Raw genomic sequence first — 22,155 nt, 5'->3', positions numbered from 1 at the left:
CACCTCTTACAGGGGGGAGTCCCCATCCCCCCCAAGTGAAACTTCGGGCCCAACAAGGAGAGCAGGGAACCCAGATGGCGGAGCTCACGATCCGGCCGGAGGAGATCCGGGACGCGCTGGAGAACTTTGTCCAGTCGTACAAGCCGGACGCGGCCTCGCGCGAGGAGGTCGGTACGGTCACCCTTGCCGGCGACGGCATCGCGAAGATCGAGGGTCTTCCCTCGGCCATGGCCAACGAACTGCTGAAGTTCGAGGACGGCACCCTCGGCCTCGCCCTCAACCTTGAGGAGCGCGAGATCGGTGCCATCGTCCTCGGTGAGTTCAGCGGCATCGAGGAGGGTCAGCCGGTCACGCGCACCGGTGAGGTCCTCTCCGTCGCGGTCGGCGAGGGCTACCTCGGCCGTGTCGTCGACCCGCTCGGCAACCCGATCGACGGCCTCGGCGAGATCGAGACGTCCGGCCGCCGCGCCCTTGAGCTGCAGGCCCCCACGGTCATGCAGCGCAAGTCGGTGCACGAGCCGATGGAGACCGGCTACAAGGCCGTCGACGCGATGACCCCGATCGGCCGTGGTCAGCGTCAGCTGATCATCGGTGACCGCCAGACCGGCAAGACCGCCCTGGCCGTCGACACGATCATCAACCAGCGCGACAACTGGCGCACCGGCGACCCGAAGAAGCAGGTCCGCTGCATCTACGTCGCCATCGGCCAGAAGGGCTCCACCATCGCCGGCGTGCGCCGCGCGCTGGAGGAGAACGGCGCCCTGGAGTACACGACCATCGTCGCCGCCCCGGCGTCCGACCCGGCCGGCTTCAAGTACCTGGCGCCGTACACCGGTTCGGCCATCGGCCAGCAGTGGATGTACGAGGGCAAGCACGTCCTCATCATCTTCGACGACCTGTCGAAGCAGGCCGACGCCTACCGCGCCGTGTCCCTGCTGCTGCGCCGCCCGCCGGGCCGTGAGGCCTACCCGGGTGACGTCTTCTACCTGCACTCCCGGCTGCTGGAGCGCTGCGCCAAGCTCTCCGACGACATGGGTGCCGGTTCGATGACCGGTCTGCCGATCGTCGAGACCAAGGCCAACGACGTCTCGGCGTTCATCCCGACCAACGTCATCTCCATCACCGACGGCCAGTGCTTCCTGGAGTCGGACCTGTTCAACGCCGGTCAGCGTCCCGCGCTGAACGTCGGTATCTCCGTCTCCCGAGTCGGTGGTTCCGCCCAGCACAAGGCGATGCGCCAGGTCTCCGGCCGCCTCCGTGTGGACCTCGCCCAGTTCCGTGAGCTGGAGGCGTTCGCCGCCTTCGGTTCCGACCTGGACGCGGCCTCCAAGGCCCAGCTGGAGCGCGGTTCGCGCATGGTCGAGCTGCTCAAGCAGGACCAGTACCAGCCGATGGCCACCGAGGACCAGGTCGTCTCCGTCTGGGCCGGCACCAACGGCCGTATGGACGACGTGCCGGTCGCCGACATCCGCCGCTTCGAGAAGGAACTGATCGACTTCCTGCACCGGAAGCACCAGGGCCTGATGACCTCCATCAAGGAGGGCGCGAAGATGTCGAACGACACGATCCAGGCGATCGACGACGCGGTGGCCGAGTTCAAGAAGCAGTTCGAGACCTCGGACGGCAAGCTGCTCGGCGAGGACGTTCCTGCCGCTGCCGCCAAGTGACGTAAGGAAGGGACCTGACTCATGGGAGCCCAGCTCCGGGTCTACAAGCGTCGCATCCGATCCGTCAGCGCGACCAAGAAGATCACCAAGGCGATGGAGATGATCGCCGCCTCGCGCGTCGTCAAGGCGCAGCGCAAGGTGGCGGCCTCCACGCCCTACGCGACCGAGCTGACGCGCGCGGTCACGGCGGTCGGCACCGGTTCGAACACCAAGCACCCGCTCACCACGGAGACGGAGAACCCGACCCGTGCCGCGGTCCTGCTCCTCACGAGCGACCGCGGCCTGGCCGGCGCCTTCAACTCCAACGCCATCAAGACGGCGGAGCAGCTGACCGAGCGCCTGGAGCGCGACGGCAAGCAGGTCGACACGTACATCGTCGGCCGCCGCGGTGTCGCCCACTACAACTTCCGCGAGCGCAAGATCGCGGAGTCGTTCACGGGCTTCACGGACGAGCCGACGTACGCGGACGCCAAGAAGGTCGCGGCGCCCCTGATCGAGGCGATCGAGAAGGACACGGCCGACGGTGGTGTGGATGAACTCCACATCGTCTTCACCGAGTTCGTCTCGATGATGACGCAGACGGCGCTGGACGCCCGGCTGCTGCCGCTGCGCCTCGAAGAGGTCGCCGAGGAGGCTCACCCCAAGGGCGAGATCCTCCCGCTGTACGACTTCGAGCCGTCGGCGGAGGACGTCCTCGACGCCCTGCTGCCGCGCTACGTGGAGAGCCGGATCTACAACGCGCTGCTCCAGTCGGCCGCTTCGAAGCACGCCGCCACGCGGCGCGCGATGAAGTCGGCCACCGACAACGCGGGCGAGCTGATCAACACGCTCTCCCGTCTTGCCAACGCGGCCCGCCAGGCCGAAATCACCCAGGAAATCAGCGAGATCGTCGGTGGCGCGAGCGCCCTGGCCGACGCGACCGCGGGGAGTGACCGATAATGACCACCACTGTTGAGACCGCGACGGCTACGGGCCGCGTCGCCCGGGTCATCGGCCCGGTCGTCGACGTGGAGTTCCCCGTCGACGCGATGCCGGAGATCTACAACGCCCTGCACGTCGAGGTCGCCGACCCGGCGAACGCGGGCGAGAAGAAGACGCTGACCCTGGAGGTCGCCCAGCACCTGGGTGACGGCCTGGTCCGCACCATCTCCATGCAGCCGACCGACGGCCTGGTCCGCCAGGCCCCGGTGACGGACACCGGCAACTCCATCACGGTGCCCGTCGGCGACTTCACCAAGGGCAAGGTGTTCAACACCCTCGGTGAGGTGCTGAACGTCGACGAGCAGTACGAGGGCGAGCGCTGGGGCATCCACCGCAAGGCGCCGAACTTCGACGAGCTCGAGTCGAAGACCGAGATGTTCGAGACCGGCGTCAAGGTCATCGACCTGCTGACCCCGTACGTCAAGGGCGGCAAGATCGGCCTGTTCGGCGGCGCCGGCGTCGGCAAGACGGTGCTCATCCAGGAGATGATCTACCGTGTCGCCAACAACCACGACGGTGTCTCCGTGTTCGCCGGTGTCGGTGAGCGCACCCGTGAGGGCAACGACCTGATCGAGGAGATGTCGGACTCCGGCGTCATCGACAAGACCGCTCTGGTCTTCGGTCAGATGGACGAGCCCCCGGGCACCCGTCTGCGCGTCGCGCTGGCCGGCCTCACCATGGCCGAGTACTTCCGTGACGTCCAGAAGCAGGACGTGCTGTTCTTCATCGACAACATCTTCCGCTTCACGCAGGCCGGTTCCGAGGTCTCCACGCTGCTCGGCCGTATGCCGTCCGCGGTGGGTTACCAGCCGAACCTGGCCGACGAGATGGGCCTCCTGCAGGAGCGCATCACGTCGACCCGTGGTCACTCGATCACCTCGATGCAGGCGATCTACGTCCCCGCGGACGACCTGACCGACCCGGCCCCGGCCACCACCTTCGCCCACCTCGACGCGACGACGGTTCTGTCCCGTCCGATCTCCGAGAAGGGCATCTACCCGGCCGTGGACCCGCTGGACTCCACGTCCCGCATCCTGGACCCGCGCTACATCGCGGCGGATCACTACAACGCGGCCATGCGCGTGAAGACGATCCTCCAGAAGTACAAGGACCTCCAGGACATCATCGCGATCCTCGGTATCGACGAGCTCGGCGAGGAGGACAAGCTCGTCGTCCACCGTGCCCGTCGTGTGGAGCGCTTCCTGTCCCAGAACACCCACGTCGCCAAGCAGTTCACCGGCGTGGACGGTTCGGACGTGCCGCTCGACGAGTCGATCGCGGCGTTCAACGCCATCTGCGACGGCGAGTTCGACCACTTCCCGGAGCAGGCGTTCTTCATGTGCGGTGGTCTTGAGGACCTGAAGAACAACGCCAAGGAGCTGGGCGTCTCCTGACTCCAGGCACCTGCCTGAGTCGTGAGGGGGCGGGTCCGTCCCGCCCCCTCTCCCACGCCCTTTAGAATTGACCCCAACACCCGGCAGAACCGCCGGGTGGTGACCCGAGGAGCCACTCTTGGCTGCTGAGCTGCACGTCGAGCTGGTCGCCGCCGACCGCCAGGTCTGGTCCGGCGAGGCCACCCTGGTCGTCGCGCGCACCACGTCCGGCGACATCGGCGTCATGCCCGGTCACCAGCCGCTGCTCGGTGTGCTGGAGTCGGGCCCGGTGACCATCCGGACGAGTGACGGTGGAACGGTCGTCGCCGCGGTGCACGGCGGTTTCATCTCGTTCGCGGACAACAAGCTGTCGCTGCTGGCCGAGATCGCCGAGCTGTCGGACGAGATCGATGTCCAGCGCACGGAGCGGGAGCTGGAGCGCGCGAAGGCGGAGGGCGACGCCGCCGCCGAGCGTCGCGCGGACGTCCGCCTCCGCGCGGCGGCGGCGCGCTGAGTCCAGCGCGCGGTATGACGTCACTCAGCCGCGGCCGGCCCGGAGCAATCCGGTGCCGGTCGCGGCTGAGGCAGATGTAGGTGTTTTTTCCGTTTCATTACGAAGTCACAGAAGCAGTTCCTAGGAGACGAGGAGGTCGGTGCCGATGGTCCTCGCTCTGACTGTGTGCGGGATCGTGGTCGCGCTCGTGGTGGTGGGACTGTTTCTGTTCGGCCTGCGCCGCAGACTCATCCAGCGCTCCGGCGGCACCTTCGACTGTTCCCTGCGCTGGGACGTGGCCGAGAAACCGGATGCCAACGGCAAGGGCTGGTCCTACGGCGTCGCCCGCTACAACGGCGACCGTATCGAGTGGTACCGCGTCTTCTCCTACGCCTTCCGCCCGCGCCGCACCCTGGAGCGCGCCGCCATCGAGGTGGCCGGCCGCCGGCTGCCCGAGGGCGAGGAGGAACTGGCGCTGCTCTCCGACGCGGTGGTCCTCGCCTGTACCCATCGGGGCACGCGCCTCGAACTCGCCATGAGCGAAGACGCGCTGACCGGATTCCTCGCGTGGCTGGAGGCAGCCCCGCCCGGACAGCGCGTCAACGTCGCTTAGCGGCTCTTCTACAGGTTGCTGCTGATGGCGTTCACCAGCTCACCGTTGCTGGTGTCGCCGCTGAACTCCCAGAAGAACGCGCCGCCGAGCCCCTGGGACCTGGCCCAGCTCATCTTCCCGGCGATGGTCGACGGGGTGTCGTACGACCACCAGTTGCTGCCGCAGTGGGCGTACGCGGTGCCCGCGACGGTGCCGGTGACCGGGCAGGACGACTTCAGGATCTTGTAGTCCTCGATGCCCTGCTCGTAGGTGCCGGCCGCGGGACCCGTGGCCGTGCCGCCCGGGGCGTCCTGGGTGACGCCGGTCCAGCCGCGGCCGTAGAGGCCGATGCCGATGAGCAGCTTGGAGGCGGGGACCCCGGCCGACCTGTACTTGGAGATCGCGTCGGCCGTGTCGAAACCGGCCTTCGGGATGCCGTTGTACGAGGTGAGCGGAGAGTGCGGGGCGGTCGGGCCCTGCGCGTCCCAGGCGCCGAAGAAGTCGTACGACATCACGTTGTACCAGTCGGCGTACTGGGCGGCACCGGCGTAGTCCGCGGCCTCGATCTTGCCGCCGGAGGAGCCGTCGGCGGTGACCGCGGCGGTGACCAGGGCCTTGGAGCCGAACTTGGCGCGCAGCGCGGCCAGCACGTTCTTGAAGGCCGCCGCCCCGCTGGTGTCACAGGACAGGCCGCAGGCGTTCGGGTACTCCCAGTCGATGTCGATGCCGTCGAAGACGTCGGCCCAGCGCGGGTCCTCGACCAGGTTGTAGCAGGACTGGGCGAACGCGGTCGGGTTGGCCGCGGCCTGGGCGAAGCCGCCGGACCAGGTCCAGCCGCCGAAGGACCACAGGATCTTGATGTTCGGGTACTTGGCCTTCAGCTCCCGCAGCTGGTTGAAGTTGCCGCGCAGCGGCTGGTCCCAGGTGTCGGCGACGCCGCTCACCGACTGGTCGGCGGTGAAGGCCTTGTCGTAGTCGGCGTAGGAGTCGCCGATGGCGCACTGGCCGCCCGTGACGTTGCCGAAGGCGTAGTTGATGTGAGTGATCTTCGCGGCCGAGCCGGAGGTCACCAGGTTCTTGACGTTGTAGTTGCGGCCGTAGATGCCCCACTCGGTGAAGTAGCCGAGTTTGACCTTGTCGCCGCTGGGCGGGGGAGTGGTGCCGCCGCCGGTGGTGTGCACCTTGACGGCGCCGCTGACCGGGCCGGTCTGGCCGGCGGTGTCGCGGGCCTGCACGGTGTAGGAGTAGTCGGTGCCTGCGGTCAGGCCGCTGTCGGTGTACGAGGTCGTCGTCACCGTGCCGACGACCTTGCCGTCGCGCAGGACGTCGTAGTTCCTCACGCCCTTGTCGTCGGTGGCCGCGCTCCAGGACAGCTTCGCCGAGGTGTCGGTGATGTCCGAGGCGGCCGGGGTGCCGGGCGCGGAGGGCGCGGCGTCACCGGGGGTCGTCGTACCGTCGCAGCTGTCGCCGTTGAGCGTGCAATGGGACGGGGAGCCGGGGCCCGAGCCGTTGAAGCCGAAGGAGACGGAGGCGCCGGGGGCGACGGTGCCGTTGTAGGACTTGTTCTTGGCGGTCCAGTGGTTCCCGGAGTGGGTGACGTCGGCGTCCCAGGCGGAGGTGACGGACGTGCCGGAGGGGAAGTCCCACTCGACGGTCCAGGAACTGATGCCGGTGGTGCCGGTGTTCTTGATGGTCCACTGGCCGCCGAAGCCGGTTCCCCAGTCGCTGGTCTTGGTGAAGCTCGCCGTCGTGTCGGCCGCGGCCTGGGCGGGGCCCGCGAGGCCGACGAGGCCGGCCAGGGGGAGCAGCAGGGTGGCGAGGCCTGCCGCGGCTCTGTGTCTGAAGCGCATGCTGCGCCTCCTCGGTAGGGAGGGATGTCAGGGACGGCGTGGGCATGACTGAGCCTCCACGCCCACGGTGCTGCGAGAGTAGAAAGGTCTGGACCACAGGTCAATAGGTCTGGACCAGTTGTCCGGTGTCTCGCTAGATCCCCAACTCCTGCGCGAGTACGGCGGCTTGGACCCGGCTGCGCAGCCCCAGCTTGGCCAGCAGCCGGCTGACGTGGGTCTTCACCGTGCCCTCGGCCATCCGCAACCGCTCGGCGATCTCGGCGTTCGACAGCCCCTGGCCGACGCAGGACAGCACCTCCCGCTCGCGCCGGGTCAGCGGGTCCAGCACGGCCGGATCGGCCTTCGTCTCCCGTGCCGGGCCGGCCGCGAACTCGGCGATCAGCCGCCGGGTCACCGCGGGCGCGACGACGCCCTCGCCGCGCGCCACCGTCCGCACCGCCTCCAGCAGATCCCGCGCCTCGGTGTTCTTCAGCAGAAACCCGGCCGCCCCGGCCCGCAGCGCCCCGAACACGTACTCGTCCAGGTCGAAGGTGGTCAGCACGAGCACGTCCGCGACCCCCTCCGCCACGATCTGCCGGGTCGCCGACACCCCGTCCAGACGCGGCATCTGCACGTCCATCAGCACCAGGTCCGGCCGCAGCTCCCGGGCCAGCTCGACCGCCCGCTCACCGTCCGCCGCCTCCCCGGCCACCTCGATGTCGGGCGCGCTGCGCAGGATCAGGACGAGCCCGGCGCGGACGGCTGACTGGTCCTCGGCGACCAGGACACGGATCACGAGGGCTCTCCTTCGGTTGTTTCGTCTGCGGTGCCTTTGGTGAGCGGAAGCCGGGCGCGTACGGCCCACACACCGTTCTCGGGACCGGCCAGGAAGCCGCCGCCGAGCAGGCCCGCCCGTTCCCGCATCCCGGTGAGCCCGGAACCCGAGCCGGGGGCGCGCGGGGTGTCACCGGGCCGGTAGGGGCTCGTGACCTCCACGTGCAGGGTGCCGTCGGCCTGCCGCACGGTGACCCCGACCGGGCCCGGCGCCGCGTGCTTGAGCGCGTTGGTCAGCGACTCCTGCACGATCCGGTAGGCGGCCAGCTCCACCGGCGCCGGCACCCGCCCGTGACCGGCGTCCAGGCGCACGTCCAGACCGTTGGCGCGGGCGCCCCCGACCAGGGCGGCGAGGCCGTCGAGCGTCGGCGTGGCGGCCGGCTCCAGATCACCGCCGCTGTCCCGCAGGATGCCGATCAGCCGCCGCATCTCGGCCAGCCCCGCCACGCTGTTCTCCCGGATCACCGCCAGGGCGTCCCGGGAGGTCCGGGGCTCGTCGAGGGACAGCGCGGCCGTGGAGTGGATGGCGATCGCGGACAGGTGGTTGGCCACCATGTCGTGCAACTCCCGTGCCATTCGCGCCCGTTCGGCGGTCACCGCCTGGGTGCGGTCCATCTCGGCGAGCAGCGCGGTCTGTTCCGCCCGCAGCCGGGCGGCCTCGGCGGCGTCCCGGTGGTCGCGCACCAGCGAGCCGGTCGCGGCGGGCGCGAGCGCGACCACACCGATGCCGACACCGATCAGCAGCGCCTGCGGATCGCGCCACAGAGCGGCCGGTACGACCCCGCCGAGCACCGTCAGCATCCCGGTGATCCAGGGAATGCGGCGGGCGGCGGCCGGGGTGCCGTACAGGACGGCCGCGTACACCAGGTCGGTGTACAGCACGACGGTGGCGATGCTGCCGAGGGTCACCGTGTCCAGGGTCAGCGCGAGCGTGCCGACCAGCAGACCGATGCGGGGCCGGGTGCGGCGCAGCGGCTCGCACGCGGCCGTCGCCGCCAGCGGCACCAGCGGGGCCCAGGGCGCCGCCCACAGCACGAGCGGGTCCGTGGGCACACGCGGGTGGAGGCCGAGCGTCCACAGCAGTACGCCGCCGAGCAGTCCGCCCACGGCGATCCGCACGTCGTCGCGGTGGGGGCGGGGGAGTGCAAGGGCCATGTCCCCATCCAACACGGCCCGCGGGGGGCCCGCGTGCTCCCGGGGCAGGGTCCTGGACTGCAACTTTCGCTTACGCCCGATTCGCCCGTCCCGACGATGATCCGCGCCCCGGCCGCCGGGAGGCTTGAGGGGTGGACGAGGGGAGTGGACCGTGATCGTCGGGCTGATCATCGCCTGTGAGGTGGCGTTCTGGGTACTGCTGGCGGGCGGACTGACCTTCCGCTACGCGCTGCGCATGCCCCGCACCGGTCTCGCGCTGCTGTTGTGCGAGCCGCTGCTGGAACTCGTGCTGTTCGTGGTGACCGCGGTCGACCTCAAGCACGGGGCCGCACCCGACTGGCGCCACGGGCTGGCCGCCGTCTACATCGGGTTCACCGTCGGCCTCGGCCACTCCACGATCAAGTGGGCGGACGCCTGGGTGGCCCACCGCTTCGCCGGCGGTCCCCCGCCGCCCCGGCGCCCGGAGTACGGCACCGCTCGCACCGTCCACGAGTGGAAGGTCGCCGGCCGCTGGATCCTGGCCTGCGTGGTCGGCGCCGCGCTGCTCCAGGCCGCCGTCTGGTACGTGGGCGACGGCCGGAACACCGATCCCCTGCGGGCCTGGCAGCTCCGGCTGCTCGCGGTGCTCGGCATCAACGTGCTGATCGGGCTCAGCTACACGCTGTTCCCGAAGCGCGCACGCTAACGCTCCCCGCCCGGCACCCACAGCACGTCGCCGGTCTCCTTGTTCGCCACCCTGGCCAGGATGAACAGCAGGTCGGACAGCCGGTTGAGATAGGTCGCGGTGAGCGGGTTCATCGTCTCGCCGTGGGCCTCCAGGGCCGTCCAGGTGGCGCGCTCGGCCCGGCGTACGACCGTGCAGGCCTGGTGCAGCAGGGCCGCGCCCGGGGTGCCGCCGGGCAGGATGAAGGAGCGCAGCTTCTCCAGCCGCTCGTTGAAGCGGTCGCAGTCCGCCTCCAGCTTGTCGATGTAGAACTGCTCCACCCGGAGCGGCGGGAACTCCGGGTCGTCCACCACCGGCGTCGACAGGTCCGCGCCCACGTCGAACAGGTCGTTCTGGACGCGGGTGAGGACCGCGACGACCTCCGCCTCCAGGCCGCCCAGGGCGATCGCGGTGCCGATCACCGCGTTCGCCTCGTTGGCGTCCGCGTAGGCGGAGATCCTCAGGTCCGTCTTGGGCACCCGGCTCATGTCACCGAGGCTGGTGGTGCCCTTGTCGCCGGTCCTGGTGTAGATACGCGTCAGATTGACCATGTGGCCAGCGTAGTTACGCCCCGGCCGTCCGGAACACCCGTGTGCCCACCGTCACGGTCAGCGCGGCGAAGCCGACGGCGACGAGGATGCCGTAGAACATGTGCGCGCCGGTGTAGTGGCCGACGTACGCGTCGCGCACCGCGTCCACCAGGTAGCGGAACGGCACGAAGTGCGACAGCACGTTCAGCCAGGCGGGCGCCAGGGTCATCGGAAGCATCAGGCCGGACAGCAGCATCGAGGGCATCGACACCATGTTGATCAGCGGGCCGAACTCCTGCGGGGTGCGCACCTTCATCCCGAGCGCGTACGACAGCGAGGCCAGCGACAGCGTCAGCAGGGCGACGAACCCGAAGCCGATCAGGATGCCCGCGAGCGGCGCGCGCAGGCCCATCACCACCGCGGCCCCCACCAGCAGCACCGCCTGGAAGACGAACACCGTGGCGTCCCGCAGCACCCGGCCGAGCAGCAGGGCGAGCCGGCTGACCGGGGTCACCCGCATCCGCTCCAGCACCCCCTGCCCCTTCTCGATGATGACCGTGAACCCGGCGAACAGCGCGCCGAACAGACCGAGTTGGAGCAGCAGGCCCGGTACGAGCACCTGCCAGGAGCTGCCCGCGCCGCCGAGCGGCAGACCGGTGAGCAGCGGTCCGAAGAAGAGCAGGTAGAGCAGGGGGGTGAGCACGCCGAAGAGCAGGGCGAAACGGGAGCGCAGGGACTGGCGGAGATAACGGCCGTAGATGAGGGCCGTGTCGTGAAGAAGCATGGGTGTGGATCCCTCTGCGGCTATACGGCGACGGGGGCGGTGTCGGCCGGGGCGGGCCCGCGGCCGGTGACGGCGAGGAAGGTGTCCTGCAGCGAGGCGTCGATCGAGCCGCCGTACGCGAGCTTCAGCGCGCTCGGCGTGCCCTCGGCGGCGACCGTGCCCTGGTCGACGATCACCAGACGGTCGGCGAGGGCGTCGGCCTCGTCCAGGTAGTGGGTGGTCAGAAAGACGGTCGTGCCGTGGTCGTCGCGCAGCCGGCGGACCAGATCCCACAGGTCGGCGCGGCTGCCCGGGTCGAGGCCGGTGGTCGGCTCGTCCAGGAACAGCACCTTCGGCCGGTGGGTGAGCGCCATCGCGATGTCCAGCCGCCGGCGCTGACCGCCGGACAGGGCGCCGGCCCTGCGGTCGAGGAACCCGCCGAGGTCCAGCTCCCGCGCCAGCTGCTCGGCGCGCTCGACGGCCGCGTCCTTCGACAGCCGGTACATCCGCCCCTGGGTGACCAGCTCCTCCCGCACGGTGATCTGCGGATCGACCCCGCCGGACTGGGCGACGTACCCGCTCACCGCGCGCACCCCGGCCGGATCCGCCGCCAGATCGTGCCCGGCGACGGTGGCCGCGCCGCCGGTCGGCCTCAGCAGGGTCGTGAGCATCCGCAGGGTGGTCGTCTTGCCGGCGCCGTTGGGTCCGAGGAAGCCGAGGATCTCGCCCTCCCGGACGGCGAGGTCGATGCCGCGCACGGCCTGCACGGGCCCGGTCTTGGTCTGGAAGGTGCGGGCGAGTCCCGCCGCGCTGATGACTGCTGCCATGCCCACAGAAAAACAGAGTCCCTGAATTTTTGCAACGTCACCAATTTTTGCTCTCCACCAACTTTTCACGCCCACCAGCGAAGTTAGGATGCGGGCATGGCAGAGGGGCTCAGGGAGCGGAAGAAGCGGCAGACCCGGCAGTACATCTCGGATGTCGCCACGGGCCTGTTCGTCGAGCGCGGCTTCGACGCGGTGACGGTCGCGGAGATCGCCGAGGCGGCGAACGTCTCCGTGAACACCGTCTACAACTACTTCCCGGCCAAGGAGGACCTCTTCTTCGACCGCTCCGCCGGGGTCGTCGACCGGCTCGCCCGCTGGGTCCGGGGCCGCCCCGCGGGCGAGTCGGCCGCCCTCGCGGTCATCCGGGAACTGCGCGAGGAGGTCGAGGCGGTCTCCCCCCGGGTCGGCCTGCTCCCCGGGTACGCCGCCTTCATGAAGGTCATCGAGGAGGCCCCCGCCCTGCGCTCCCGTCTGTGGGCCCTCGCCCAGGAGGTCCAGGCCCACCTGGAAGAGGCTCTGCGCGAGGAGACCGGCGCGGCCCCCGACGACGAACTGCCCCACCTGATGGCGGGTCAGATCGGCTGGATCCACAGCACGGTCATCGCGGTCATCGGGCGCGAGATGGTCAAGGGGCGCGAACCGCGCGAAGTATCCCGAGAGGTCCTGGCACTGCTGGACGACATCGAGGACTTGTTGGCGGAAAGGGTCCTGAACTACGCGGTCCGAGCCGCCGACTGACGGTTTCCGGCCAGGCCCGGCGACGTCGGCGTCGGCGGGTCCACGGAGTGTCAACCGGCGCGAACCCAGAAGGAATCGAGACGTGACACGCGTCTCACGCCCTGAGACGCGTGACACGCGTTACTTCCCGCTCACTCAGCGCCGCCGGAGCGCTATGGTCCGCCGGAGAAGCAGACTTGGAGCGCGTTCAAAGGGGAGTCGGAGTGGCACGGAAGCTTGCGGTCATCGGGGCCGGGCTCATGGGATCCGGTATCGCTCAGGTCGCCGCGCAGGCGGGCTGGGACGTCGTCCTGCGTGACGTCACCGACGAGGCGCTCAAGCGTGGCACCGACGGCATCAAGGCCTCGTACGACAAGTTCGTCAGCAAGGGGAAGATGGAGGCGCACGACGCCGAGGTCTCCCTGGCCCGCATCACCGCGACCACCGACCTGGACGCCGCCGCCGACGCCGACGTCGTCGTGGAGGCCGTCTTCGAGAAGCTGGAGGTCAAGCACGAGATCTTCCGCACGCTCGACAAGATCGTGAAGTCGGACGCGGTGCTCGCCTCCAACACCTCCGCCATCCCGATCACCAAGATCGCGGCGGTCACCGAGCGCCCCGAGCGGGTCGTCGGCGTCCACTTCTTCTCGCCGGTGCCGATGATGCAGCTCGTCGAGCTGGTCCGGGGCTACAAGACCAGCGACGAAACCCTCGCCACCGCCCGGGAGTTCGCCGAGTCCGTCGGCAAGACCTGCATCGTCGTCAACCGGGATGTCGCCGGGTTCGTGACGACCCGGCTCATCTCCGCCCTCGTCGTGGAGGCGACCAAGCTCTACGAGTCCGGCGTCGCCACCGCCGAGGACATCGACCTGGCCTGCAAGCTGGGCTTCGGCCACGCCATGGGCCCGCTCGCCACCGCCGACCTCACCGGCGTGGACATCCTGCTGCACGCCACCGGCAACATCTACACGGAGTCCCAGGACGAGAAGTTCGCCCCGCCGGAGCTGATGCGCCGGATGGTGGACGCCGGTGACATCGGCCGCAAGAGCGGGCAGGGCTTCTACAAGTACTGAGAACCAGCCGTGCCAAGTGCGGAGACCCGCCCGTACGCACACAACGCCGGACATTCACCCCGGGAACATCACCCCCCGGGGTGAATTCGGTATCGGTTCGCTTACAAGCAGCAACCGCACCACCACTCACGCAGTCAGACGGTGCACAGCACCGTCACCGCGTACGCCAACCGCATTCAACGGGGAGCGCTTATGTACATCAGGGGCGACCACGCCGAGCTGGTCGTCGGGGGCCGCCTCGACGTCCGCAGCGCGGCGGACGCCCGTACGGCCCTGCACTCGGCCGTCGACGACGGAGTCGGCGACCTGGTGCTCGACCTGTCTGAACTGGACTCCTGGGACGCCACCGGACTCGGGGTGATCATGGGTGCCCATCGGCGGGCCGGCCGCTGCGGTCGCCGTCTGGTGCTGCGCGGTGTCCCGCCGCAGATGCAGCGCCTGCTGGTGGCCACCCGGCTGCACCGCATCCTCGCCATCGAGGGCGGGATCGGGGTCGAGTCGCTTCCCCGGGTGTGACCCGCCGGCCGGGGCGCAACGCCGCGAGCGGGTGGGAAAGGGGCGACGGGGGAGACCCGGGCGCAGCCGCCGAAGCGCACGTCGGGGGCAATCCTCACCGGACTGTGACGTCTCGGACCGCACGGCACCCCGCCCTGTCGGAGATACTGACCGAAGGTTTAGGGTTCGGTCGCCCGCCGCCTCGCAACCCTCGACCGAGCGGGCCCGGACCAGAAGCGACAGCGCGGTGTGCGACAAGGCCGGGAGGGGCCGGAATCCGGGCACACGACGCTTTTTGGGGGGTTTGAACCCATGGAACCCATGGACCCGATCGACCGGGGACCCGAGGAGCACGGCCAGGCGGCGAGCCGCCGCCCGCCCCGGGAGTCCCTCACCTCCGACTTCGGTCAGAGCACGCCCGCGCTCGCCCGTACGGCGCAACTCGTCTCCGGCGACCTGCTGCTGACCGTCAACCCCGTCGACGGCAGCGAGATAGAGCTCTGCCCGCCGGTCCGGCGGCCGGCCAGGCCCCGCAAGCGCACCGCCGCCGAGCGCGCCGAGGCCGAGCGCGCCGCCCGCCCGCCCGTGCCGCCCGGCCCCGCCCAGCCGGCGCTCTCCCTGGTGGAACGACAGGACGAACGCGAGCGCCTGGTCCGGCTGCTGGCTCGCGGCCGCTCCGTCCGGCTCACCGGACCCGGCGGCTCCGGCCGTACCGCGCTGCTCGACCTCGTCGCCGAGGACTGCCTGGACCTCGCCCCCGACGGAGTGGTCCGGCTCACCGGATTCCACCGCACCACCGCCGACCTCCTGCACGAGCTCGTCCAGGCCGTCTACGACGCCCCGCGGTACCGCCCGGATCCGGACGAACTGCGCGCGCTCACCCGGGAGATCGGCGCGGTCGTCGTCCTGGACGACATCGAGTTCGGCGGCACCGCCCTCGACGAACTGCTCGACGCCACCCCCGAGTGCGCGTTCCTGATCGGCGCCACCCCCGAGGTGCCGGCGCCCTCCGACGGGTCCGCCGTCGAGGAGGTCTTCCTCAGCGGCCTCGACCGCGCCGGCGGCGTGGAGATCCTGGAGCGGACCGTCGGCCGGGTCCTCACCGAGGACGAGGCCAACTGGGCCGGCGACCTGTGGTTCGAGTCCGAGGGGCTGCCCCTGCGGTTCGTCCAGGCCGGCGCCCTGCTCCGGCAGCGCGACGAGCTGCGGGCCGACGCCGGGGCGGTGGACGAGTACGGCGTCTTCGAGGACGTCCGCGAGCCGGCCGAGCTGCCCCTGGACACGGCCGACGAGGTTCCCCTGCCCTCGCTCGGCGAGGCCGCCGCGCCCGCCCCGCTGCTCGCCTCCCGGCTCAGCGCGTCCGCCCGCGCCACCCTGCGCTTCGCCGTCGCCCTCGGCGGCGAGGTGCCCCACCAGGCGCACCTTCCGGCACTGATCGGCGACACCCACGCCGACGCCGCCCTCGGCGAGCTGACCGCCTGCGGACTGGTCTCCCCGGTCGGCGCCCGCTACCGCCTCGCGGCCGGCGTGCAGGCGCAGCTGGAGGCCGCCGACTACACCGAGGGCGCCGAGGAGCAGGCCCTCGCCGCCGCGGAGCACTACACCTGGTGGGCCGGTCATCCGTCGGTCACGGCGGAGCGGGTGTGCGCGGAGGCCGACGCGGTCCTCGCCGCGCTCGCCGCGACCGTCCCGCAGACGGCCCCGTCCGCCGAGGGCGAGGAGAGCTGCGCGGTACGGCTCGCCCGCACAGCCGCGCCCGCCTTCGCCGCCGCGCTGCGCTGGAGCGCCTGGGAGCGGGCCCTGCGCTCCGGCGCGGAAGCCGCCCGGCTGGCCGGCGAGGTGCGGGAACAGGCCTATTTCCACCACGAGTTGGGTGTCCTGGCGCTGTGTGGCGGACAGCTCGACCGGGCCCGCGCCGAGCTGGAGGCGTCCATCGGGCTGCGCGGGGCGCTCGCCGACAAGCGGGGCACCGTCGCCGGCCGACGGGCCCTCGCGCTGGTCGCCGACCGCTCCGGCGAGGTGCCCGGGGTCGCGGCGACGGCGGGGGAGGAGCTGCCGGAGGTACGGCACGAGGAGTCGGCGCCGCCGCCGTACGTGCCCTTCGGCGACCCGCTGGTCACCGACCGGTTCCCGGCCGCCACGGCGCAGCGCGGGGGCCTTGTGCGGCTGGCCCGCCGCAACCTGGTGGCGATCGGCTCGGGGGCGCTGCTCGCCGCCGTCCTCGGCACGGTCGTCACGCTCGGCATGACGTCCGACGACAACGCCGGCAAGAACCCGGCCGGCAAGGTGGACGTCAATCCGTCGGCGAGCCAGGGCCCGGACGACGGCAGCCTCGGCGCGGACCCGAAGAAGGACCCGGCGGGGCGCAGTGGTTCGGCCCCGAGCGCCGCCCGCCCGGCGGACCCGGGGCCCGCCGGCACGTACGGCACGACCGGCGGGCCGACGCCGGCCCAGCCGGGCACGTCGCCGTCGGCCGCCCCGAGCCACAGCCGGGGCACGGGAGGCGGGAGCGCGTCTCCGACCCCGTCCAGGTCGAGGTCGAGGTCGACCGAGCCGGGTTCACCGACGCCGAGCAGGTCGACGCCCACGGGCGGCACCACGCCGCCGGCCTCGCCGTCCACCTCGCCCACGACTCCCACGCCGACCCAGACGGGCGGTACGACCCCGTCCACGACGGACACGGCGAGTGGCCCGACGGCACCGCGGAGTTCGGTGAGCACGGCGATGTCGCAGAGCCCGTCGGAGTCTCCGGACCCGCTGATCTAGCCCGGCACGGCCGGCGGAACGGACAGGACGTGCCGCCGGCCGCGGGCTCGGTCAGAACAGGCGGAGCTTGTCGTCCTCGATGCCCCGCATGGCGTCGTAGTCGAGGATCTGGCAGTTGATGCCGCGGTCGGTGGCGAGGACCCGGGCCTGCGGCTTGATCTCCTGCGCCGCGAAGACGCCGCGGACCGGCGCCAGGTGCGGATCGCGGTTCAACAGCTCCAGGTAGCGCGTGAGTTGCTCCACACCGTCGATCTCGCCGCGCCGCTTGATCTCGACCGCGACCGTCTGGCCGTCCGCGTCCCGGCACAGGATGTCCACCGGGCCGATGGCCGTCATGTACTCGCGGCGGATCAGGGTGTACCCCTCGCCGAGCGTCTCGATGCGGTCGGCGAGGAGTTCCTGGAGGTGCGCCTCCACGCCGTCCTTGATCAGGCCGGGGTCCACGCCGAGTTCGTGCGAGGAATCGTGGAGGATCTCCTCCATCGTGATGATCAGTTTTTCGCCCGCCTTGTTGACGACGGTCCAGACGCCCTCGTCCTCGCCCGTCCCCTCCTTCAGCGTGCAGGGCGGCGACATCCAGTTGAGGGGCTTGTAGGCCCGGTCGTCGGCGTGGATGGAGACGCTGCCGTCCGCCTTGACCAGGATCAGGCGGGGCGCCGAGGGCAGGTGGGCGGTGAGCCGGCCGGCGTAGTCGACCGAGCACCGGGCAATGACGAGACGCATGGTCGGCAACGCTACTCGACGCGCGCCGGTGCACGCGATTCGCCCATCGCGCTCCCTGTGTATCGCCCCAATTGTCCCTGGAAACTCTTGTTCATCCCTGGCCGATTGTGCCCGTAACGGGACCGTTCCATATACCCGTTCTGCTGGTGTGGTCACCGACGGTTGCCTACCGTAGAGAACGGGAGGTCGCGGTGTGTGTACTGAGCGTGTTCGAAATCGCGAACTCCCCTACCTGTCCGGCAACCCCTGCTCCGCGGGGGTGCGAGAGGAGTACCCATGTCGCTCGACGTCTCACCGGCCCTACTCGAACAGGCCGAGCGAGGCGAGGTCGACGAAGCAGCATTCGTCGACTGCGTCCGGACCTCCCTGCCCTACGCATGGGAGATGATCAGCTCCCTGGTGGCCCAGCTGAAGGTCGATGGCGGCCCGTTCGCCGACAACCAGACGCCCCCGCCGGACGAGCAGGCGCGCGGTCAGCTGCTGCGTGCGCTCGCGAGTGACGCCATACGCGGCGCACTGCAGCGGCACTTCGGCGTGCGGCTGGCCTTCCAGAACTGCCACCGCGTGGCGGTGTTCCCGCTGGACGCCTCGGCGGACGAGACGTTGGCCCGGTTCACCTCGGTGCGCAACCAGTTGCTGAACCAGTCGCCGGAGCTTCGGGACTGCTGACGCGCAGCCCCGGCACGGCAGAGGCAGTGAGCCGCTTGCTTGCCGCTCCACCCGCGGGAGGTGCATTCAGTGCTGGGGCGGCAAGCCCCCAAGGCGGCCGGGGAGTCGGAGGGCGGCTCAGCGCAGCTGGGGCAGCACCTCGGTGCCCAGCCGCCGGAGGTTCTCCTCCGTCGCGGCGAGATCGCCCGAGCCCTCCACGAGGAGGGCGAAGCGGGAGATGCCGGTGCGCTCCGAGGTGGCCGCGAGCCGGTCGGCGGCGAGCCGTGGGGTGCCGACCGGGTGCAGGCCGCACAGCAGCTCGGTGTAGGCGTGCGGGTCGCGCATCGCGCGCTCCCGCCCGTCGACCGTCACATGCGCCTCCAGGCCCTGCTTCAGCCAGCCCGGCATCGCCTTCAGCAGGGTCTCCGCGGCGTCCGTGCGGCGGTCGGCGAGCTGGCACACCCCGGCCGAGACGTGCGCGGCGCCCGCGATCTCCTCGGCCGGCCGGCCCGCCGCGCGGGCCGAGCGCCGCCACAGGGCGACCATCTCGGCCTTCTCCTCGTCCCCGACGTGCATGCCGAGCAGCATCGCCAGCCCGCGCTCGGCGGCCAGCCGCACGCTCGACGGGGAGGTGCAGGCGACGACGACCTCCGGGCCGGGCGTCTCCGTCAGCGCCTCCGAGGGGCGCGGTACGACGGGCACCTCGCGGAACGCGTACCGCTCGCCGGAGGCCGCCACGCGCGGCTCGCGCAGCCAGCGCAGCAGCAGATCGAGCGACTCGGGGAACCCCTGTTCGTACGCCTCCAGGCCCGTGCCGAAGACCTCCAGGTCCACCCAGGGCCCGCCGCGGCCCACGCCCAGCGTGAACCGTCCGCCGCTCGTCAGGTGCAGCAGCGCGGCCTGCTCGCCGAGGGCGACGGGATGGGCGGTGGGCAGCACGCTGACCGCCGTGCCGACGCGGATGCGGCGGGTGCGGCCGAGCAGCAGGGCGGCCAGGGTGACGGCGGACGGGCAGGTGCCGTACGGCACGAAGTGGTGCTCGGCCAGCCACACCGCGTCCAGCCCGGCCTCCTCGGTCACCTCCGCCGAGCGGACCGCCCGGTGCAGGGCCTCCCCGGGGCCCTGGCCCGGGAACTGGGCGCCCAGCACAAAACTACCTACGTACATCGCATTTCCTGCTTCCTTGGCTCCGACCCGGAGCTCCCCCACCCGCATAACCGTCTGACACGTGCCCAGGACACGGCCTGGCGGAGAGATTTGCGGATTGTCTGCAGAATGGGGCCCCGTGGAGGGGAACTTGTACGGGTTGGTTCCGTACGCGTACCCCTGTCGGCGCCGCGTAGGCTGGATGCAGTCCTGCTTCCTGTATAGCCCCGAGAGGTGTCCCGTGTCCCCGCGTCGCAACCGACCGAAGGCAGCCGGATCGTCGGGCCGGAGCGCCGAGGACGACCGCACCGGCCGGTACGGCGGGTGGCAGTCGACCGAGAGCTGGCAGGGCGAGGAGTGGAGCGTACGGCATGTCGCCGGGGCGAGCTCCGAGGGCAAGAGCTATCGCTGCCCGGGCTGCGACCAGGTGATCCCCTCCGGCGTCCCGCACGTGGTGGCCTGGCCCGAGCACGCGGGCGTCGACGACCGCCGCCACTGGCACAAGGCGTGCTGGAACGCGAAGGACCGCCGCACCACGCGGGTGCAGCGGTCCCGTAACGCGCCGAGGTTCTGAACGCCCCGCCGCTACACGTCCCGCTTCTGCAGGAGCGCGTAGGCGCCGGCGAACGCGGCCGCCGTCAGGCCCAGCATGATCCACAGCGGGTCCCAGCCCGTGGGGCCGGAACGGCTCAGGGTGTTGTCGTAGAAGCAGCTCATCTGGCTCGGGATCGAGTACTCCAGCAGCCACTCGCGGACCTTCTCCAGCGACTGCGAGGCCATGAACAGAGCGATCACCAGAGGGGCCAGCACGGCGCCGATCATGATCGTGATGGCGCCCGCGGAGTGCCGGATGATCGAACCGATGAGCAGCGAGAGCAGTCCGAGCAGGGCGATGTAGAGGCTGATGCCGAGGGTCGCCTTGGCCCACTCGCCGCCGGTCGGGCTGATGGTGCCGGAGCCGCTCAGCATGGACACCTGGACCATGGCCACGAAGGACGACGTGGCGAGGGTGACCACGAAGGCGAGGGCGAAGAAGACGACGGACTTGGCGGCGAGCACCCGCACGCGGCTCGGGCACGCGGTCATCGTCGTACGGATCATGCCCGTGCCGTACTCCGAGGCGGTGGTCAGCACCCCGAGCGTGATGATGCACATGCTGCCCAGGAGCAGACCGAAGAACCCGAACTGCAGCGCGTTCTGGCCGTCCACGCCGTTGGAGGAGTTCGCGTTGACCACCGAGGCGGTCAGCACGCCTATACCGACGACGAGCAGCATGAACACACCGAGCGTCCACACCGTCGAGCGCACCGACTTGATCTTCGTCCACTCGGAGGCCAGGGCGTGCCCGAGGTGGGTGCGCACGACCGGGATCGGCGAGGTGTAACCGGGGTACGACCCGCCGGGCGCCGCCTGCCAGTCGGGCGCGGCTGCGGGGGCCTGCGGCATCGGGGGCTGGTGGGTGCTCATCGGGCGTCCTCGGGCTTGGTCAGGTCGGCGGGGGCGGAGGGAGCGGCCGCGGGCGCCTGCTGCGGCGCGGTCGGTGCCGCGGGGGCCGTGGCGGCGGGCTGCTCCTGCGGGGCCGGAGCGGCCGGCTGCGCCTGCGGCGTCAGGATCGCCGTCCGGTCCTTCGGGGCCTGCTGCGCCTGCGGGACCGGCTGGGCCTGGGGGGCCGGCTGGGCGTACGGGTTGGCGGCGTCGGCGGCCGGGGCGCCGGGAGCGGCGTAGGCGCCCTGTTGCGCGCCGCCGTACGGTCCCGAGGGTCCCTGCGGCATCGCGAAGGGCTGCCCGCCCTGCTGGGGCGGCGGCGGGGCGTACCAGCCGGGCTGGCCCTGGCCGGGCACCGGCATGGGCGGCTGGGCGCCGGGCGGCAGCGGCTGCTGCAGGCCCGCCTTCTGGTCGATGGTCGAGCGGTAGTCCACGGCGCCCTGCGTCATCCGCATGTACGCCTCCTCCAGCGAGGCCTGGTGCGGCGACAGCTCCCACAGCCGTACGTCCGCCTCGTGCGCGAGGTCGCTGATCCGGGGCAGCGGCAGCCCGGTCACGCGCAGCGCGCCGTCCTGCTCCGGCAGCACATGGCCGCCCGCCTCGGTGAGCGCGGTGCCGAGCTTCTCGCGCAGCTGGGGCTCGCTGTCGGGGGTGCGCACGCGCGCGAAGTCGGCGGAGTTGGCCGAGATGAAGTCCTTCACGCTCATGTCGGCGAGCAGCTGGCCGCGCCCGATGACGATGAGGTGGTCGGCGGTCAGCGCCATCTCGCTCATCAGGTGCGAGGAGACGAAGACCGTACGGCCCTCGGCGGCGAGGGCCTTCATCAGGTTGCGGACCCAGAGGATGCCCTCCGGGTCGAGGCCGTTGACCGGCTCGTCGAACAGCAGCACCTGCGGGTCGCCGAGCAGCGCGGCGGCGATGCCGAGGCGCTGGCCCATGCCGAGCGAGAAGCCCTTGGAGCGCTTCTTCGCCACCTCCTGCAGGCCGACGACCCCGAGCACCTCGTCCACCCGCCGGGCGGGAATGCCGGACAGCTGGGCGAGGCTCAGCAGGTGGTTGCGGGCGGACCGGCCACCGTGCACGGCCTTGGCGTCGAGCAGCGCCCCGACCTGGCGGGGTGCGTTGGGCAGCCTCCGGTACGGGTGCCCGCCGATCGTCACCGACCCGGACGTCGGGTTGTCCAGGCCGAGGATCATCCGCATCGTCGTCGACTTGCCCGAGCCGTTCGGCCCGAGGAAGCCGGTGACGGCTCCTGGCCGCACCTGGAAGGAAAGGTTGTACACGGCGGTCTTGTCGCCGTAGCGCTTGGTCAGGCCGACAGCCTCGATCATGCTCCGCACCCATCGAAAGGTTCA

22 protein-coding genes are annotated in these 22,155 nt (G+C 71.0%); 12 read left to right on the top strand and 10 right to left on the bottom strand.

Translation table 11 applies throughout. The annotated features are described in order from the left end of the window. The first annotated feature begins 74 nt into the window (after nt 1-74). From atpA to IE244_RS37545, 5 genes are all read left to right on the top strand, one after another. Nucleotides 75-1,667, top strand: a complete 1,593-nt coding sequence (gene atpA, locus IE244_RS37565; RefSeq protein ID WP_191878066.1) for a F0F1 ATP synthase subunit alpha — start codon at nt 75-77, stop codon at nt 1,665-1,667. Nucleotides 1,668-1,688: 21 nt separating this feature from the next. Further along, nucleotides 1,689-2,606 (top strand): F0F1 ATP synthase subunit gamma, encoded by a 918-nt coding sequence (locus tag IE244_RS37560; protein ID WP_191878065.1) that lies wholly within the window; start codon nt 1,689-1,691, stop codon nt 2,604-2,606. Next, entirely contained in the window at nt 2,606-4,042 is a 1,437-nt protein-coding gene (atpD, locus tag IE244_RS37555; RefSeq protein ID WP_191878064.1) for a F0F1 ATP synthase subunit beta, read from the top strand. Before IE244_RS37560 ends, atpD begins: the two co-directional genes overlap by 1 nt. Nucleotides 4,043-4,160: 118 nt before the next feature. Next, a complete protein-coding gene (locus IE244_RS37550) occupies nt 4,161-4,535 on the top strand; it encodes a F0F1 ATP synthase subunit epsilon (protein ID WP_031171909.1) in 375 nt (124 codons plus the stop codon). Nucleotides 4,536-4,680: 145 nt separating this feature from the next. After that, a complete protein-coding gene (locus IE244_RS37545; RefSeq protein ID WP_031171908.1) occupies nt 4,681-5,127 on the top strand; it encodes a DUF2550 domain-containing protein in 447 nt (148 codons plus the stop codon). Nucleotides 5,128-5,135: 8 nt separating this feature from the next. Here IE244_RS37545 and IE244_RS37540 read toward each other — a convergent pair whose 3' ends face one another. From IE244_RS37540 to IE244_RS37530, 3 genes are all read right to left on the bottom strand, one after another. Next, nucleotides 5,136-6,956 (bottom strand): glycoside hydrolase family 18 chitinase, encoded by a 1,821-nt coding sequence (locus IE244_RS37540; RefSeq protein ID WP_191878063.1) that lies wholly within the window; start codon nt 6,954-6,956, stop codon nt 5,136-5,138. A 133-nt stretch (nt 6,957-7,089) separates the two neighbouring features. Beyond that, nucleotides 7,090-7,731, bottom strand: coding sequence for a response regulator (locus IE244_RS37535; protein WP_191878062.1), 642 nt, complete (start codon nt 7,729-7,731; stop codon nt 7,090-7,092). Then, on the bottom strand, nt 7,728-8,924 hold the full coding sequence (locus IE244_RS37530; protein WP_191878061.1) for a sensor histidine kinase: 1,197 nt from the start codon (nt 8,922-8,924) through the stop codon (nt 7,728-7,730). Before IE244_RS37530 ends, IE244_RS37535 begins: the two co-directional genes overlap by 4 nt. Nucleotides 8,925-9,075: 151 nt before the next feature. Between IE244_RS37530 and IE244_RS37525 the strand changes: the two genes are divergently transcribed. Further along, nucleotides 9,076-9,609: a hypothetical protein gene (locus IE244_RS37525; RefSeq protein ID WP_191878060.1), complete on the top strand. Its 534-nt coding sequence runs from the start codon at nt 9,076-9,078 to the stop codon at nt 9,607-9,609. Here IE244_RS37525 and IE244_RS37520 read toward each other — a convergent pair. The 3 genes from IE244_RS37520 to IE244_RS37510 are packed head-to-tail and all read right to left on the bottom strand — an operon-like array spanning nt 9,606 to nt 11,747. Then, nucleotides 9,606-10,178, bottom strand: a complete 573-nt coding sequence (locus IE244_RS37520; RefSeq protein WP_191878059.1) for a cob(I)yrinic acid a,c-diamide adenosyltransferase — start codon at nt 10,176-10,178, stop codon at nt 9,606-9,608. The genes IE244_RS37525 and IE244_RS37520 overlap by 4 nt on opposite strands. A 13-nt stretch (nt 10,179-10,191) precedes the next feature. Further along, the gene (locus tag IE244_RS37515; RefSeq protein ID WP_191878058.1) at nt 10,192-10,941 is read right to left on the bottom strand and encodes an ABC transporter permease; all 750 of its coding nucleotides are present in this window, start codon (nt 10,939-10,941) and stop codon (nt 10,192-10,194) included. A gap of 20 nt (nt 10,942-10,961) precedes the next feature. Next, nucleotides 10,962-11,747, bottom strand: coding sequence for an ABC transporter ATP-binding protein (locus tag IE244_RS37510; protein WP_191878057.1), 786 nt, complete (start codon nt 11,745-11,747; stop codon nt 10,962-10,964). 96 nt (nt 11,748-11,843) lie between these two features. Here IE244_RS37510 and IE244_RS37505 point away from each other — a divergent pair, with 96 nt between their 5' ends. The 4 genes from IE244_RS37505 (at nt 11,844) to IE244_RS37490 (ending at nt 16,798) form a co-directional block, all read left to right on the top strand. Beyond that, complete coding sequence (locus IE244_RS37505) at nt 11,844-12,485, top strand: TetR/AcrR family transcriptional regulator (protein WP_191878056.1); 642 nt, start codon at nt 11,844-11,846, stop codon at nt 12,483-12,485. Nucleotides 12,486-12,688: 203 nt separating this feature from the next. Further along, a complete protein-coding gene (locus IE244_RS37500; RefSeq protein WP_191878055.1) occupies nt 12,689-13,537 on the top strand; it encodes a 3-hydroxyacyl-CoA dehydrogenase family protein in 849 nt (282 codons plus the stop codon). Between the two features lie 192 nt (nt 13,538-13,729). Further along, nucleotides 13,730-14,053 carry an STAS domain-containing protein gene (locus IE244_RS37495; RefSeq protein WP_031171888.1) on the top strand — a complete coding sequence of 108 codons (324 nt, stop codon included), beginning with the start codon at nt 13,730-13,732 and terminating at the stop codon, nt 14,051-14,053. Between the two features lie 300 nt (nt 14,054-14,353). After that, a complete protein-coding gene (locus tag IE244_RS37490; RefSeq protein WP_191878080.1) occupies nt 14,354-16,798 on the top strand; it encodes an ATP-binding protein in 2,445 nt (814 codons plus the stop codon). A gap of 51 nt (nt 16,799-16,849) precedes the next feature. Here IE244_RS37490 and nucS read toward each other — a convergent pair whose 3' ends face one another. Further along, nucleotides 16,850-17,521, bottom strand: coding sequence for an endonuclease NucS (gene nucS / locus IE244_RS37485; RefSeq protein WP_191878054.1), 672 nt, complete (start codon nt 17,519-17,521; stop codon nt 16,850-16,852). A 276-nt stretch (nt 17,522-17,797) separates the two neighbouring features. On the opposite strand from nucS, the gene IE244_RS37480 reads away from it, so the two are divergent. Next, the gene (locus tag IE244_RS37480) at nt 17,798-18,190 is read left to right on the top strand and encodes an SCO5389 family protein (protein WP_031171880.1); all 393 of its coding nucleotides are present in this window, start codon (nt 17,798-17,800) and stop codon (nt 18,188-18,190) included. 117 nt (nt 18,191-18,307) lie between these two features. On the opposite strand, the gene IE244_RS37475 is transcribed toward IE244_RS37480, so the two are convergent. Further along, nucleotides 18,308-19,336: an LLM class flavin-dependent oxidoreductase gene (locus IE244_RS37475; protein WP_191878053.1), complete on the bottom strand. Its 1,029-nt coding sequence runs from the start codon at nt 19,334-19,336 to the stop codon at nt 18,308-18,310. Between the two features lie 220 nt (nt 19,337-19,556). Here IE244_RS37475 and IE244_RS37470 point away from each other — a divergent pair, with 220 nt between their 5' ends. After that, entirely contained in the window at nt 19,557-19,889 is a 333-nt protein-coding gene (locus IE244_RS37470; protein ID WP_191878052.1) for an Rv1322 family protein, read from the top strand. 11 nt (nt 19,890-19,900) lie between these two features. On the opposite strand, the gene IE244_RS37465 is transcribed toward IE244_RS37470, so the two are convergent. Together IE244_RS37465 and IE244_RS37460 are read right to left on the bottom strand one after the other, a co-directional pair. Further along, complete coding sequence (locus IE244_RS37465; RefSeq protein ID WP_191878051.1) at nt 19,901-20,782, bottom strand: ABC transporter permease; 882 nt, start codon at nt 20,780-20,782, stop codon at nt 19,901-19,903. Then, the gene (locus IE244_RS37460) at nt 20,779-22,131 is read right to left on the bottom strand and encodes an ABC transporter ATP-binding protein (RefSeq protein ID WP_191878050.1); all 1,353 of its coding nucleotides are present in this window, start codon (nt 22,129-22,131) and stop codon (nt 20,779-20,781) included. Before IE244_RS37460 ends, IE244_RS37465 begins: the two co-directional genes overlap by 4 nt. Between the last annotated feature and the right edge of the window lie 24 nt (nt 22,132-22,155).

The organism is Streptomyces filipinensis (assembly GCF_014649495.1).
GTDB lineage: Bacteria > Actinomycetota > Actinomycetes > Streptomycetales > Streptomycetaceae > Streptomyces > Streptomyces filipinensis.
The sequence above is the reverse complement of the archived record's forward strand: the minus strand, read 5'-3'. Positions and strand labels throughout refer to the sequence as shown.